Source organism: Mucilaginibacter sp. L3T2-6 (genome assembly GCF_030519355.1).
Lineage (GTDB): Bacteria > Bacteroidota > Bacteroidia > Sphingobacteriales > Sphingobacteriaceae > Mucilaginibacter.
The window spans coordinates 23,091-37,854 of the sequence record NZ_JAUMKC010000003.1 but is presented as its reverse complement, the minus strand read 5'-3'; the positions used below and the strand labels follow the sequence as shown (position 1 = coordinate 37,854).

Annotated in this window: 12 protein-coding genes; 11 read left to right on the top strand and 1 reads right to left on the bottom strand. The window is 52.0% G+C overall.

Going from position 1 to position 14,764, the window contains the following annotated elements; all coding sequences use genetic code 11:
* Window positions 1-16 precede the first annotated feature (16 nt).
* Window positions 17-1,123, top strand: coding sequence for a hypothetical protein (locus Q3W13_RS04505; protein WP_302861698.1), 1,107 nt, complete (start codon window positions 17-19; stop codon window positions 1,121-1,123).
* 266 nt (window positions 1,124-1,389) lie between these two features.
* Window positions 1,390-1,641 carry a helix-turn-helix domain-containing protein gene (locus Q3W13_RS04500; RefSeq protein WP_302861697.1) on the top strand — a complete coding sequence of 84 codons (252 nt, stop codon included), beginning with the start codon at window positions 1,390-1,392 and terminating at the stop codon, window positions 1,639-1,641.
* Between the two features lie 7 nt (window positions 1,642-1,648).
* On the opposite strand, the gene Q3W13_RS04495 is transcribed toward Q3W13_RS04500, so the two are convergent.
* Entirely contained in the window at window positions 1,649-2,308 is a 660-nt protein-coding gene (locus Q3W13_RS04495) for a hypothetical protein (RefSeq protein ID WP_302861696.1), read from the bottom strand.
* 75 nt (window positions 2,309-2,383) lie between these two features.
* Between Q3W13_RS04495 and Q3W13_RS04490 the strand changes: the two genes are divergently transcribed.
* From Q3W13_RS04490 to Q3W13_RS04450, 9 genes are all read left to right on the top strand, one after another.
* Window positions 2,384-2,536 carry a hypothetical protein gene (locus Q3W13_RS04490; protein WP_302861695.1) on the top strand — a complete coding sequence of 51 codons (153 nt, stop codon included), beginning with the start codon at window positions 2,384-2,386 and terminating at the stop codon, window positions 2,534-2,536.
* A 557-nt stretch (window positions 2,537-3,093) separates the two neighbouring features.
* Window positions 3,094-3,534 (top strand): hypothetical protein, encoded by a 441-nt coding sequence (locus Q3W13_RS04485; protein ID WP_302861694.1) that lies wholly within the window; start codon window positions 3,094-3,096, stop codon window positions 3,532-3,534.
* A 211-nt stretch (window positions 3,535-3,745) separates the two neighbouring features.
* The gene (locus tag Q3W13_RS04480) at window positions 3,746-4,075 is read left to right on the top strand and encodes a DUF4134 domain-containing protein (protein WP_302861692.1); all 330 of its coding nucleotides are present in this window, start codon (window positions 3,746-3,748) and stop codon (window positions 4,073-4,075) included.
* A 132-nt stretch (window positions 4,076-4,207) separates the two neighbouring features.
* Window positions 4,208-4,639, top strand: a complete 432-nt coding sequence (locus tag Q3W13_RS04475; protein ID WP_302861691.1) for a DUF1896 family protein — start codon at window positions 4,208-4,210, stop codon at window positions 4,637-4,639.
* Between the two features lie 29 nt (window positions 4,640-4,668).
* On the top strand, window positions 4,669-10,275 hold the full coding sequence (locus Q3W13_RS04470) for a helicase-related protein (RefSeq protein ID WP_302861689.1): 5,607 nt from the start codon (window positions 4,669-4,671) through the stop codon (window positions 10,273-10,275).
* The gene (locus Q3W13_RS04465) at window positions 10,272-10,604 is read left to right on the top strand and encodes a DUF4133 domain-containing protein (protein WP_302861686.1); all 333 of its coding nucleotides are present in this window, start codon (window positions 10,272-10,274) and stop codon (window positions 10,602-10,604) included. The genes Q3W13_RS04470 and Q3W13_RS04465 overlap by 4 nt, the downstream gene beginning before the upstream one ends.
* Complete coding sequence (locus Q3W13_RS04460) at window positions 10,601-11,404, top strand: hypothetical protein (RefSeq protein ID WP_302861684.1); 804 nt, start codon at window positions 10,601-10,603, stop codon at window positions 11,402-11,404. Before Q3W13_RS04465 ends, Q3W13_RS04460 begins: the two co-directional genes overlap by 4 nt.
* A 74-nt stretch (window positions 11,405-11,478) precedes the next feature.
* The gene (locus Q3W13_RS04455; RefSeq protein ID WP_302861682.1) at window positions 11,479-13,926 is read left to right on the top strand and encodes a TraG family conjugative transposon ATPase; all 2,448 of its coding nucleotides are present in this window, start codon (window positions 11,479-11,481) and stop codon (window positions 13,924-13,926) included.
* 8 nt (window positions 13,927-13,934) lie between these two features.
* Window positions 13,935-14,618, top strand: a complete 684-nt coding sequence (locus Q3W13_RS04450) for a conjugal transfer protein TraI (RefSeq protein WP_302861680.1) — start codon at window positions 13,935-13,937, stop codon at window positions 14,616-14,618.
* Window positions 14,619-14,764: the final 146 nt, after the last annotated feature.

The window sequence follows — 14,764 nt, the reverse complement described above, 5'->3', positions numbered from 1 at the left end:
CGGTAGAGAGTTTGCTATGCGGAAGAATGCATTGACCGGGATTACCTTTACCGTTGAGACGGATTCCTGCGGGACTTTCGACACCGGATGGCTTTTAGCCGAATGGGAGCGCATGTTGCTTTCCGGCTCGCCAGACGTAAAGCTAAAACGGTACTTTACATTCCAATTGCGGCGTATCGCGCAACTGCCCGATACGCCGCTTAATTCGACGCTGTTTAGTCAAGCTGATATCTTACAGCTGACCGGATATTTAGTACAGTTTACACTTCCTTACCTTGACACCAACGTTATACTGCCTCATGCCTATCTTACCAATACCGTAAAAAGCCTGGCCTGCCGAAAAGAAACCTTAATTCAACGCCTGAATAGTCGTATAAAGAATAATTCGCTGAGAAAAAGCATCGAAAATTATTTAAGTTTATTCGATCAAAAACTATTGCCGCGTTTCTCGACTTTAGCCGCGCTTCAGTACTATGCGCGCTTCCTCGAAGAGCTGACTGCAACACAATGGCCGGCCGGACTTCCTGAATATACTGAAGAATGGCTGATAACCGAATTGGTATCGCTGAACTTTAATAATATCCGGCTGCTTAAAGCATATCAGGAGACCGTTCGCCAAAAACTATGCGGCCTAAACAATACCGATAAAAGCAGCCTGCTCCGCGCGGAAAGATCGCGGTTTTCTTTTGACGCAAATATATTACTGGTTTACGACCCTGAATGGCCGTCCACAGGTCAAATGTTCAGGTCCTGGATAGACGAAGAGCTGACTGCCTGTACCGGGAACGCAGTTGTAAAACCCAACCATTCATTACTGGAAAAAATAGGACTTGAACTTCCGGTCCCGCAAATTGCCCTTTTTGCGCGTCTGCTTTTCGAAGGCGGTATATTCAGTAAAATAACGCTGACCGGTTTGGTCGATCAGATATCCCGGACCTTTTCCAGTAAAAATCAAGCCTGTATGTCCCCCCGCAGCCTGAGTAAAAACTGCTATACCGCCGACCAGGTGACCGCCGCCCACGTCCGCGGTCATTTGCAGCAAATGATCGCCTTCATCGACAAAAATTTTTTTTCGCTTATTGCTGTAATAAGTGCAGGCATCCTTTTTCCTCCAGGAAGGTGACAAGGTCTCCAAGCCAGTTATAGCTGAATCCCGGTATTTCTGTCAGCTGCTTTGGCCTTAATTCCAAAATCTCCGCCAAATTATGGAAACCCATGCTCCTGGTTTTTTCGCAAAAAGCCAGGCTCAACCCTGTCTCTTCAATTGGTTTCGTGAGTAATGGTAATCCGGACATCACATAAAATTACTCAAATATAGATAAAAATCTACTTATAAGTAGGAACTTATGAGTAGTTTAAATAATCTTATCTTTTGAGTTATTTTACGGCATGTCGGCCGGGAAATTAAACAAACAGGATAATCTCTCCAAGCTGGGCAGCCTCATCCGGCAGCGCCGGATTGAACTGGGCTTTTCGAACTCCGAAACATTTGCGAATGAAAAGAATATTCCCCGCGCGCAATGGGGAAGGTACGAGAACGGGCAGGACCTGCGGTTCACCTCGCTGCTCAGGGCATGCGAGGCGTTGGAAATTGATGTTTCTGAACTGCTAACCGAGTTCAAAACAGGTGTTCACTCCTGAAAACCAGCTAGTAAGACTGTATCCGGTCAATCAGTTGCTTTAACACCGCTATAGCAGCAGACTTGTCATTTTCCTCCATTTTATACGTGCTGCTCCGCGCGCTCTTCCAGGAAACGTGTTCCGTTTTCGTTGTTGAGATATGCGGAATCACGCTGCGAAAGACCATGCTCAGGGAGCGCGAAGCCAGTATCCGCGCATCATCCGCCGCCTTCAATATGATCGCAAACTGGTCAACACTCATCTTTAGCAGGACTTTGTAATTCACGGCACTGTCAGCAGCCATCCGTTTCAAATTATCCGGCTGCCCGGCCAGCGCGTCATGCCGTTTATCTATGCGAACCTGCAGTTCTTCCAGCCCTTCCAGTAAAAACCTATTCATCTCCTGCGAGGCAAGGTCCGTGGTCATTACCAGGTTTTGTTCCACCCGTAAATGCAGCCACGCAACTGCATTCTTAAAGGCCTGTATGACCGGTACAGCTGCGTTACTTGAAAACAGCAAAAAAACCTGTGCATTCAGGGCTGTAAAAATTTCCTCCAGGGAAGCCGAAATCGACGCCCGCATGGCCTCCTGCTCTTCCTCCGCCGGAGCGTTAAATGTTTTTGAGAGCGGGTCCAGTTTGAATTCCACCAGTTCATCAAGCCTTTTGAAAGGATATCGGTTTTCCATACGCGGTAAATTAATAATGCGAAATAAGAGCCCGGGTTAGGAAACGGGCATGATTTCAGTCAAAAATTGTATACCATGCATCAAGCCGAAATCAATTTTACAGGATGTGAGCAACTGTGCGGCTATTCAACCGGCGTTTACGATGGTGATCCCTTGCCGGAAAGTTCAAATGAAGCACCTGGAACATCCCTTTCTTTGCTTTTGAAAACAGGCCGGTTGAAAGTTTAATAATATTTTTCGGTTATAAAAAATTGATTCAAATCAAAAATGTGGTACTGCAGCTAATCGGTCATCACTTTCCTCTCTATAAAACTAAGCCAGTTTTGCCTTCGCGAAAGTAGTCTATGACCTGATATCCCTATTATTTTGTCCGGATCAATCGCGGTTGCGGGATAGGCCGTTAACCGTCAGAGCCATCCCTTGTCCGCCCCAGGTAGCGATTCGCAAGCTAAGCCTCCCGGTTCTCTGACTTGTGGCCAGATGGTTCCGGCCTGGTTCTGCCCGCTGTTCTACTGTTGTGCCCTTTTTTAAATTCCCGAGGCAGGTATGGGCTTTTAAAGCTTACACCCGGCTGTTTTATTTTACTTTAAAAAGCTGGTTTTCAACAGGCTTCAGTGGCTGCAGCCAGGGTGCAATCCAAAGTTGAAGTTTATGCGCACAGCCTTTTACGCTTGCTTTGTATCAACAAAAAGGCAGCATAACACTGCCGATTATTGAAACAAACAAAGCAAAAAGACATGAACCACTTACTGCAACACATGAGCTGGGCCGCTTACTTCACCGGCGTGACCGTTCTCAACATAGCTTATTACCTATGGATTGGCGCCAGCTTTTACAGCGATGAACTGCGCAGCCTGCTCAACCGGCTGAACGGCCGGGAAAACGCAGCCAACGAACTGCCCGCCGCACTGCGATACCAGGAATCAGAAGCCGACTGCCCGGCCAGCGCCGCCGCGGTGAATAGCGAAAACCGGCAACAGCAGGAAATCCCAAGCGATACCGATCACCTCACCGGGCGGCTGAAAGCCTGCATCGCCATCGCCTCCGAAAAACCCTTTGCACCGGCAGTACTCATCCCCCAGCTGAAGAAAATATTACAGGAACATCCTGCACTGGCCGCCTCAGCAGAGCGGCCGGCCATCAACGAACTGATTGTGAACGAATGTGAAAAAACCGGCACCGCCCTGCTTACCGAAGAGGAGGTGGACCAGTGGTGGAGCGTGTAGCAGGCGTGCCCCTTCCGTCCCGGCTCCCCGGTCAATACCGGGGGCCGGCAACGGAAAACAAAAAATTTACTGACCGAACGTCCCGGCGCGCAGCGCCATCCGGTTAACCGAAAAAGGGGAAACGGCGGCAGCAATTTTCCTTTCCCTCCGCCTGTGCGGGCGGAGCGGAGATGGAAAAACCATACCCATAAATTTAAAAAGATAAGTGAAGATGAAAACGTGGAAGAGAAGATTCAAGGGAATACCCCTCAAAGCAAGTGCGCTCTGCGCCTTATTAGCCATCACCGGCTTTTATGCCCTTGCCCAGGACGGCAACGCCGGTATCCAGCAGGCCAACACCCAGGTACGCGGCTATTTTGAAAGCGGTACCAACCTGATGTATGCCATTGGCGCCCTCGTCGGCCTGATCGGGGCCGTCAAGGTCTACCAGAAATGGAACTCCGGCGACCAGGATACCTCCAAAGTCGCCGCCGCCTGGTTCGGCTCCTGCATCTTTCTGGTCGTGGTCGCCACCATTATCAAATCCTTTTTCGGCCTGTAGCCCCGCCCCTGAAGGTAAAATCAGAACGCCGGTGAGGAAACACAACAACGCTTCCGGCCGCATAAACAATGACTGCAGCCATGCTTTTTTCCCTCACCAGCCCCAATTGAAAACCTCATGGACAAAAATATCATGAAAGAACTACTCATCAGCAAACTGTACAGCTACCTGCTGGACCACCACCTCGACCTGCTCATTGCGCTGCAGGAAGACCACCGCCTGACACCCTACCTGGAAACCAAGGCAGGCTCTGTCAAAGAACTCTGGGAAGGACTGGAATCAGAAAATCGCCCGGCCTATGTCATCGAGGCCCTGTGCCTGGAAGAACTGACCCGCGACCTGCGGCCCTCGCGCTTCAATTTTATGCGCGACCTGCTGGAAACGGAATTCGACACGGCTTACCGCCGCTGGCATAAAAGCGGCATCCTCGCCTACGAGGTCATCAACCTGATCGGCGCCTGCGAGCCCATTTTCGAAATCTTCGGATTCGGCGAGGAAAGCGAAGACAGCCGCCAACTGAAATACGCCATCATGGGCATGGTGGAGGAATACCTGGAACGATAACCAAAAGCGAAAACGATAAGTGCGGAACCATGGCTTATAACCAGATCCAACATTTAAGGGACAATATCGCAGCGATCAAAATTGCGCTGGCTCACCGGAACGGGCAAACCGCACCCCCGGAAGACCAGGCGGCTTTGCAGGCCTATGCCGGTTTCGGCGGGCTGAAAGCGGTCTTATTCCCGGCTGGGGATAAGCAAAGCTGGATCGACCGGAACGCATCGCAAAGCGACCTGAAATTGTACCCCTCCATGATGGAGCTGCATGAGGTTTTGAAAAACGGGCTGAACGAAGCGGAGTATAAAACCGCCGTCCAGTCCATCCGCGACAGTATCCTTACGGCCTATTATACACCTCAGGTCGTACCCCAAACCCTATACGCAGTTTTAAAGGAACAGGGCATCAGCCCCAAACGCCCTTACGAACCCAGCAGCGGCGCAGGGGTCTTTATCACCGAACTGGTCAAAACTTTTCCGGAGACCGAACGAGTTACCGCTGTGGAAAAAGACCTGGTGACCGGGATGGTTTTGCAGGCGCTGGCCGCTACCTTACCCGTGCCGGTCGACGTGCAGATCAAAGGGCTGGAGGAAACCGCAACCACCGAAAACGGCCGCCACGACCTGATCGTCAGCAATATTCCCTTTGGTAATTTCCAGGTATTCGACCCGGCTTTCCCGGATAAGGACATCAGCGGCAAGATCCATAATTATTTTTTCGCCAAAGGGCTGGACAAACTGGCCGAGGGCGGTCTGATGGCCTATATTACCTCGGATGCTTTCCTGAACAGCCCCTCCAACCGCGCTGCCCGCGAGTACCTGTTCCTGCATGCCGATTTTATCAGCGTCACTGTGATGCCCGATAACCTGATGAAGGATACCGGGAATACGGAAGCGCCGAGCCATTTGCTCCTCGTGCAAAAAAACAGCGGTAAAACCGGCCTGAGCCCGGATGAAGCGATGCTGCTGGAAACGATGCAGCAGGTCAATGAATGTGGCCGATATCATGTCAATGAGTTTATTGTGACCGAACGGGAGCGCTTGATTGCCGCCGATACCGTTAAAGCAGGTAAGAACCAATACGGCCTGGCCCATGAAGTCTACTGGCAGCAGGGCGATATCAATGCCATCGGGGATAAAATACGGGAGCATATCAGTGATGGCCTGCAATCTTTATTCGACAAGCAGGCCTTTTATAAAGCGCAGCAATTTCCCGGTGAGGAAGAAAAAGTCGGGCAAAAACCTAACCTGAACTACCTGCCCATGCCGGAAAAATCCGCTAACCAGGTCAGTGTCCAATTAGGCTTGTTCGATACTGCCCCCGCTGAAAACGGTAACCGGGCCATGGATTATATCAGTGCCGGTGACGAACAAACGGTCTTAAAAAACACCGCCAGGCTGATCGGCACCATCCGCACGAAGGACCGTCCGGACCATGAAATCGTGGTGCTGGTCACCGCCAGGCATGCCATCCAGAAATATTACCTGTACCAGCTGTATGTCAATGTTGAAGACGTGTCTGTCCCCAATGGCTGGATCAATGGCAACCTGCTCAGCCAGGAACTGCCCCGGCTGGTGCCCGAACTGCAGGCATTTAACCATGATTTCTATTTTGAGGGCGACCAGAGCCTGAAGGCGCATTTTAACTTCGGGCAAAACGCCGAAATTTATTACCGGGCGCTCAACGCCTTCCACCAGGAAGGCAGCCTGGTCAGCCTGAACGGTCAAATAGGTACGATCCACCGGATCAATGAAACCCGGACGCAGGCCGTTTTCCAGCCGCTGGCAGACCAGAGGGATGCGCTGTTTTATGAGCGTTATACCCGCGTGCGGGATACCTACCTGGCGCTATCTGAAACCGAAGCGACGGCGCAAAGCGAATATCCTTCGTTCCGTCGTGAACTGAATGAGGCCTATGACAAATTCACCAGCCAATACGGCGAACTCAACCGCCCGGCCAACCGCCGGTTAATCCTGGCCGATGAAAAGGAAGGTTTTAAATTATTGGCCTCCATTGAGGTCAAAAACGGTAACGACTTCAAGCGGGCGGATATCCTGAGCGGCCCTGTCTTCAGTAACCGGGAGAAATTTAAAACGGACGACCCCGTGTCTGCCCTTGCCCGATGCCTGAATGAAAAAGGTGCAGTCGACCTGGGCTTTATCGGTGCGGCTACGGGGTTGTCTGCTGAGGAAACCATGATCAGTCTGCACAGCCATATCTGCCTGAACCCGCAGAACCGGCAATGGGAAACCGTCGATCAATACCTGTCGGGCAACGTAGTGCAAAAACTGGAAACCGCGCAGCGTATAGCAGCTCAAAGCCCGGACGATGCGCAACTGCAACATAGCCTGCAGGAGATCAGCCGGGTGCAGCCGGAACCCATCCCCTTTGAGTTGCTGGATTTTAACCTCGGTGAACGCTGGTTCCCCCTGGCTTATTATGAACGCTTTGCGACGGACTTTTTTGAACTGCCGGTGACTATTGCCTACCTGCATGGCAGCGACAGTTTTAAGGTGGCGACCAAAGGCAGCAATTTAAAGATCAGCCGGGAATTTGCGATCACGCCCAAAGAAAGCAGCCGCCGGACTTATGGTTATACCTTGCTGGAGCATGCGCTGGAAAATACCAGCCCGTATTTCAGCTACGAAGTCAGCCTGGGCGGCGGGCAGACCAAACGCTACCCGGACAACGAGGCCATCCAGCTGGCGCACCAGAAGATTGAGCAGATCCGCAACGGCTTTACCGCATGGTTATCCGATCTGCCGGTAGCAGAAAAGAAGGCTATTGAAAAACTGTACAACGATACGTTCAATTGTTACCGCCTGCGCGAATACGACGGCAGCCACCTGCAATTTCCCGGTCTGGACAGGCAGGCATTGGGCATCGGAGACCTGTACAGCTCGCAGAAAAATGCGGCCTGGCGCATCATGCAGAACCGGGGCGCGCTGATTGACCATGAGGTCGGCCTGGGCAAAACGCTGACCATGATCGTAGCTGCGCAGGAGATGAAGCGACTCGGCATCGTTCATAAACCCATGATCCTGGCGCTCAAAGCCAATGTCAACCAGATTGCGGAAACTTATCGCAAAGCTTACCCAGCAGCGCGGATACTGTCACCCGGTGAAAACGATTTTACCCCCGACAAACGGCTCCGGCTTTTTCACGAGATTAAAAACAACAATTGGGACTGTATCATTCTGACGCATGACCAGTTCGGCAAGATCCCGCAATCGGCCGAAATCCAGCAGCGGATATTTCAAACCGAACTCAACAACACCGAGCGCGACCTGGATACCCTGCAAACGGAGGGCGGGGATATTTCCCGCCGGATGCTCAAGGGGCTGGAACTCCGCAAAAAGAACCTGACCGTTAAGCTCAAAACCCTGCAGCAGGAGATCGCCGGCAAAAAGGACAAGGGCATTGACTTCAGGGAAATGGAGGTGGACCACCTGTTCGTAGACGAATCCCATAAGTTTAAGAACCTGACTTTTACCACCCGGCATGATAGGGTCGCCGGGCTGGGCAATACCCAAGGCAGCCAGAAGGCATTGAATATGCTGTTCGCGGTGCGCACGCTCCAGGAGAAATTCGACAGCGATCTCTGTGTTACCTTTCTGAGCGGTACGCCCATTTCCAACAGCCTGACGGAGATGTACCTCATCTTTAAGTACCTCCGGCCAAAGGAGATGGCGCGGCAATGCATTGAAAACTTCGACGGCTGGGCGGCGGTATTCGCCAAGAAAACCACCGACTTTGAGTTTTCGGTCACCAACGAGATCATTGCCAAGGAACGCTTCCGCCACTTTATCAAGGTGCCCGAGCTGGCCTTGTTCTACAACGAGATCACCGATTACAAGACCGCCCGGCATATCGCGCTGGACAAGCCCGCGCTGGATGAACAGCTGGTCAATATTCCGCCTACCCCCGAACAGTCGGAATTTATCAAACGCCTGATGCAATTCGCCAAAACCGGCGACGCCACGCTGATCGGACGGGCACCCCTGACCGGGGACGAAGATAAAGGCCGGATGCTGATCGCGACCAATTATGCCAAAAAGATGGCGGCGGATATGCGGTTGATTGACCCTTACAAATATGATGACCACCCGGACTTTAAAGTCAATGTCTGCGCACGCAAACTGGCCGGACTCTACCGGGAGAGCCAGGCGCAACGCGGTACCCAGATCGTCTTTTGCGATATAGGTACGCCCAAACCTGACAGTTTTAATATCTATGATGCGCTGAAAGAAAAGCTGGTGCGGGATATGGACATCCCGGCTAACCAGGTCACCTATATCCATGACTGGACGGATAAGCAAAAGCCGGAACTGTTTAAAAAGATGAACCGGGGCGAGATCCGCATCCTGATCGGCAGTACCGAAAAAGCAGGTACCGGCCTTAATGTGCAGGAAAGGGTGATCGCCATGCACCACCTCGATATTCCCTGGAAACCCAGCGAGCTGGAACAGCGCAACGGGCGTGGTGCACGCCAGGGCAATAAGCTGGCCAAATCCGGTTACGGCAACAAGGTGCAGAATTTCATCTATGCCGTAGAGCAATCGCTGGACAACTACAAGTTCAACCTGCTCAAAAACAAGCAAACCTTTATTGCGCAGATGAAGAATTGCGAGCTGAACGTGCGCACCATCGACGAGGGTTCCATCGATGAAAAGAGCGGCATGAACTTTTCGGAATACATCGCCATCCTTTCGGGGGATACCACACTGCTGGAAAAAACCAAGCTGGAGAAAAAGATCGCAGTCACCGAAAGCCTGAAAACGGCCCATTTCAGGGAGATCGTGCGGGTGCGCTACCAACTGGAGAACATTGAAAAGGAAAAGGCGGATAATGCGGGAACGCTGCGGGCCTTGGCCGCTGACCAACAGTTATACCATAGCCAGCTCAAAATGGAGAAGGACGGCAGCAAATCCAACCCCATCCGGTTGAAGGAGATGCCCAGTGCTGACGCAAAGGCGGTCGGCAATTACCTGATCAGGCTCTACCGCGCCTGGAAACCCAAAAGCGATGCGGAGAACCCCAAAGAGCTGGGCGAACTCTATGGCTTCAAACTCTATATCCGCCATGAGAAGGAACTGGGCAGCCTTGACGGCAGGCTGTTCAATAACGAATACAACAGCCTGTATGCGGAAAGGCCGGACGGCAGCATCCGCTATACCTTCAGCTCCGGCGCGCCGAATACTGATAACCCGAAGCTCGCTGCCCGCTATTTCCTGAATGCGATTGACAAGGTGGACGGCCTGGCAGAAAAATATCGGAAGGAAAGCCGGGAAATGGACGGGCAGATACCCCAGCTCCGGGGAATACTGGACAAGCCTTTTGAAAAAGAGGCGGAGCTCCAGCAGATGAAGTCCGAACTCGGCCGGCTTGAACGGGAGATTGCACAGAAAATACAGGAAAAACAGCAGGCGCAGCAACAGCCGGATGGTGAGCAGCCGGCGATTAGCCAGGTAGCTGGTGAGGAAAAAAACACAACTGTGGGGATTGATGCGAGCGTGGTCAGCCTGCAGGAACCCGGTCATCAACCGCATGGGCGCCTGGTGGCTAATTCCGGTGAAACTGCTTTTTCTCCTCAGCAGGAGATCAAGCCAACATTTAAAAGAGCGAAAGGATTAAGCGTATGAACAACAGCATTTATAACCTCAACAAAGGCATTAACAAAAGCATCGAGTTCCGGGGATTACGCGCACAGTATATCTGGTATTTCGGCGGCCTGGTCATCGGGCTGCTGATCCTGTTCGCTGCGCTGTATATCCTCGGCGTAAGCACCTGGATCTGCCTGGCGCTGACCGGCAGCGCGGCTGCAGGCGGCACCATCAAAATATTCGCGCTCAGCCATGAGTACGGGGAACATGGGCTGATGAAGGCCATGGCGAAAAAGCGGTCGCCCAAGGTCCTTAAATCTTATACCCGCAGGAATTTCCAGCAACTCAGTGAAAGGAGTAAACCATGAATAAGCTAAGTCAACCGCCAATTTATACGATACATGATACCGATTTTATTGTCGATATCGACAAGCAAGTGCTCCGCGATGCCCAAAGGCCGGACCATGAAATATCTTTTGTGAACGACATGAAAGATATGGGCAGCCATTACCTGTTGAATTACGATATCGTGGAAAAAACCTGTACGCCGGCGGTATTGGATCCCTTAACCTGGCTGTCCTTTCATATCCCACCATTAATAGAACTTGACCCTGCCGGCATGGCCGAAAAATATGGCGTTCCGCAAAGCGAGTTCAAAGGCAAGACCGACTTCGATGTCATTGTTGACCAGGACGCTTTATACCTGCGCCGCCAGGGAATTTTACCCCACATCGATATCGCCGGTGAAGCGTTTATCGTCGACCTGCGCTTACACGAACTGAGGCACCAGCAATATTTCTTTCCTGTGCTCAGCCTGAAAAGCTTTGAGCTGACCAATGACGGCTGGAATTACGAAGCATTTTACCACCCGGTCATGAAACAGGTCGTAGCGATCGACGCCAAACTGACCGAGTTCCCCGAGGGCGTGATCAAAATCCGCATCCCGAACGAGATCGGCCTCGACCCGGTGGAAACTGCGAGGCAATATGGCATGGACGAGCGGGAACTGCTAAGAAGGTTCCCGATCCAAAAAGATTTGAAAGCGGAGGTCATTCCATTGAGCGAGACCCATATCCCTGCCCTGATCCGGCGCAACCGGGAACAATTGCTGCAGGAACACCAGGAAATCGCCCGGCGCATCAAGCCGCGTATACGACCGAAATTTTAATTTTTTACTGATGAGGGGAAAAGCAGCTTTTGATTTTTTCCTCACCGCGCAACGATAGGAGAAGGATTTGTGAGATGGAAAAAGAACTGAAAAATATACTGCCCATCATGGGCATCGAAGACGATTGTATCCTGTCCAAGCAGGGCGATGTAACGGTGGTCTTTAAAGCGAGCCTGCCGGAGATATTCACCTTGTCAGATGAGGATTACGAAACCCTGCACCAGGCCTGGGTGAAAGCCATCCGGGTATTGCCCAAAGATACCGTGCTGCATAAACAGGACTGGTTTATGGAAAAACAGTACCGGCCGGAAAACGGGAAGACCGCGCCAGGTTTTTTAAAGCAGGCCGCCGACCGTTATTTCAGCGGCAGGCCTTACCGCCAGCATGACTGTTATATCCTGCTGACCAAGAAGCCTGCCGGGCGAAAACCTTCCAGCTCGCTGCTCTCCAACCTGCTGCGGCCGAACCTCGCGCCGCAGGATACGCTGAAGCCCCAGTCCTTGCGGAATTTCCTGGACCTGGCCGGGCAGTTCCAACGCCTGCTGGAAGACAGCCGCCTGATCAAATTGCAAAGGGTAAATGCCGGCGGCCTGCAAAGCCAGGTCAGCAAAAGCGGGTTGATCGAACGTTACTGCTACTTGTCGGAAAGGGAAGAGCAACTGCTTTACCGGGATATCCGTTTCGAGGAGGGCGTCCAGATCGGCGAACGTAAAGCGGTTATCTATACGCTTGGCGACGCCGAAAACCTGCCCGGCCTCTGCGGTTCGCGCATGACCTATGATGCCTATTCGACGGATAAGACCAAGTTCCCGGTCAGCTTTGCGGCTAACCTGGGCCTGCTCTTACCCTGCAACCATATCTATAACCAGTATATCCTGGTCGGCGACGCGCAGGCCACGCTCAAACAGCTCGAAAAGAAAAGGCTGCGCCTGCAATCTTTGTCAGCTTATTCCCGCGAAAATGCGATCTCGCTGGCGGCAACCAATGATTTCCTGAACGAGGCGATCAGCCAGGGCCGCCTGCCGGTCAAGGCGCATTTCAATGTCATGGCCTGGTCGGACGATACCGAAGAACTCAAGGACATCAAAAACCAGGTCGCTTCGGCGCTGGCCGGTATGGATGCAGCCGCCAAACCCGAAACAGCCGGTGCCGCGCAGATCTGGTGGGCGGGCATCCCAGGTAATGCGGCGGACTTTCCCGTCAATGATACCTTTGACACCTTCGCCGAACAGGCCTGCTGCTTTTTGAACCTGGAAAGCAATTACAAAAGCGCCAAACCGGAGGAAGGCATCCGTTTTTGTGACCGTTCCGGGACCCCGGTGTTTATCGACCTGTTTGACGGGCCGCGTACCCAGGGTATCTCTTCCAATATGGGCGTGCTGGTCTGTGGTACTTCAGGCGGTGGTAAATCGATGACGGTCAACCATATCCTGCGCTCGCTGTATGACCAGGGTGCGCATTGTGTGACCGTGGATATCGGCGGCAGTTACCTCGGTTTGTGCGAACTGGTTAAAGGCTATTACTTTACTTATACGGAGGAGAATCCCATCCGTTTTAACCCCTTTTATATCAAAGCCGGGGAAAGCCTGGACACGGAGAAAAAAGAAAGCCTCAAGGCCTTACTCGTCGCCCTCTGGAAACAAGAGGATGAAGCCTATTACCGCAGCGAATACGTGGCACTGTCCAATGCCTTGCAAGGCTATTACCGGCAGTTGGCGAAAGACACGGCGATATTCCCCTGTTTCAATACCTTTTACGAGTACCTGCAAAATCATTACGGGGAGATCCTGAAAGACCAGCGCGTGAAAGACCGGGACTTCAACCTGGATAATTTCCTGTATGTGCTGGGGCCGTTTTACCGGGGCGGGGAGTTTGATTACCTGCTTAACGCCACCGAAAACCTCAATTTGCTCGACCAGCCCTTCATTGTCATCGAGCTGGATAATATCAAAGATCACCCGATCCTGTTCCCGGTGGTAACACTCATTATTATGGAGCTGTTTATCTCCAAGATGCGCAAGCTGCAGGGGGTGCGTAAAGTGCTGACCATCGACGAAGCCTGGAAGGCTATCGCCAAATCCGGCATGGCCGAATTCCTGAAATATGCCTTCAAGACCATCCGGAAATTTAATGGGATACCCATCGTGATCACCCAGGAACTGGAGGACCTGATCTCTTCACCCATTATCAAAGATGCGATTATCAATAACGCGGACATCAAGATCCTGATGGATATGCGCAAGTTCCAGGGCAAGATCGAAAAATTGCAGGACGTGCTCGGTATGAATGAAAAAGGCAAAACCATCCTGTTGTCGGTCAACAAGGACAACCGCGAGATCTTCATCGATATCGGCGGGCAGCTCCTGAAGGTTTTTAAAAATGAACTCTGCCCCGAAGAATATTATGCCTATACCACCGAAGGCAAGGAACGGGTCAAAGTCCGGCAGCTGGCCGAACAATACGGCAGCCTCGAAAAGGGCATCGAAATGCTGGTCAAAGAAAAACAAAGTACACTAAAATAGAAACGCTCATGAAAAGAAAAATCAAACCCCCGGTCTGCGTGCTCGCCTGCCTGTTTTTTTTCCTCACCGGAAACACCGTCCGGGCCCAGATCCCCGTAGTCAGCATCGTCTCCGGGATCATTAAAAAAGTGATCATCGCCATTGACCTGAAAGTACAGCAATTACAGAACCAGACCATTGCCCTGCAAAATGCCGAGCAAAGCCTCGAAAACAGCCTGCACCTGTCCAGCCTCAACGATATCAACAGCTGGCTCGGTAAGGAACGCAAACTTTACGCCGATTATTACGAGGAACTGGCGACGGTCAAAACCATTATCTCCGGTTATGATGAGATCAAGACCATCATCAGCCGGCAAAAACAATTGTTGGCGGAATACCAGTCGGCCAGCCGCCTCTTCCACCAGGACCGGCATTTTTCGGCATCCGAGCTCCAATCCATGGAAAATATCTACAGCGGCATCTTACAGGAAAGCCTGCGCAACCTTAACGAGGCGCTGCTGGCCGTCAGTTCGTTCAGCACGCAGATGGATGATGCCGAAAGAATGCTGCTTGTGCACCACGCTTCCGCCGGGATGCAGACCAATCTCGACCACCTCCGGCAATACAACAGCCAGAACGAAACGCTTAGCCTTGAACGCGCCAGGGATGACAATGACCGGCAGCAGATCAGACAGTTGTACGGGCTGCCCTGAACCGGGGGCTGATTTTTTTTCCCGCCGGAACAAGCGACTGGTGATAGAAAAAAGCAAAAGCACGGGACAAGACACAGCGGGGAGAACCGCAGACTGGATTTAACGCTTTGTTTTCCCCTCAGCGGCTAAGACTTAAAAAATGAACA

Coding starts and splice junctions, on each gene's coding strand:
- Q3W13_RS04505 (WP_302861698.1), top strand. CDS start 17: ATGCGGAAGAATGCATTGACCGGGATTACCTTTACCGTTGAGACGGAT.
- Q3W13_RS04450 (WP_302861680.1), top strand. CDS start 13,935: ATGAAAAGAAAAATCAAACCCCCGGTCTGCGTGCTCGCCTGCCTGTTT.
- Q3W13_RS04475 (WP_302861691.1), top strand. CDS start 4,208: ATGAAAGAACTACTCATCAGCAAACTGTACAGCTACCTGCTGGACCAC.
- Q3W13_RS04460 (WP_302861684.1), top strand. CDS start 10,601: ATGAATAAGCTAAGTCAACCGCCAATTTATACGATACATGATACCGAT.
- Q3W13_RS04500 (WP_302861697.1), top strand. CDS start 1,390: ATGTCGGCCGGGAAATTAAACAAACAGGATAATCTCTCCAAGCTGGGC.
- Q3W13_RS04455 (WP_302861682.1), top strand. CDS start 11,479: ATGGAAAAAGAACTGAAAAATATACTGCCCATCATGGGCATCGAAGAC.
- Q3W13_RS04480 (WP_302861692.1), top strand. CDS start 3,746: ATGAAAACGTGGAAGAGAAGATTCAAGGGAATACCCCTCAAAGCAAGT.
- Q3W13_RS04495 (WP_302861696.1), bottom strand. CDS start 2,308: ATGGAAAACCGATATCCTTTCAAAAGGCTTGATGAACTGGTGGAATTC.
- Q3W13_RS04465 (WP_302861686.1), top strand. CDS start 10,272: ATGAACAACAGCATTTATAACCTCAACAAAGGCATTAACAAAAGCATC.
- Q3W13_RS04470 (WP_302861689.1), top strand. CDS start 4,669: ATGGCTTATAACCAGATCCAACATTTAAGGGACAATATCGCAGCGATC.
- Q3W13_RS04490 (WP_302861695.1), top strand. CDS start 2,384: ATGCATCAAGCCGAAATCAATTTTACAGGATGTGAGCAACTGTGCGGC.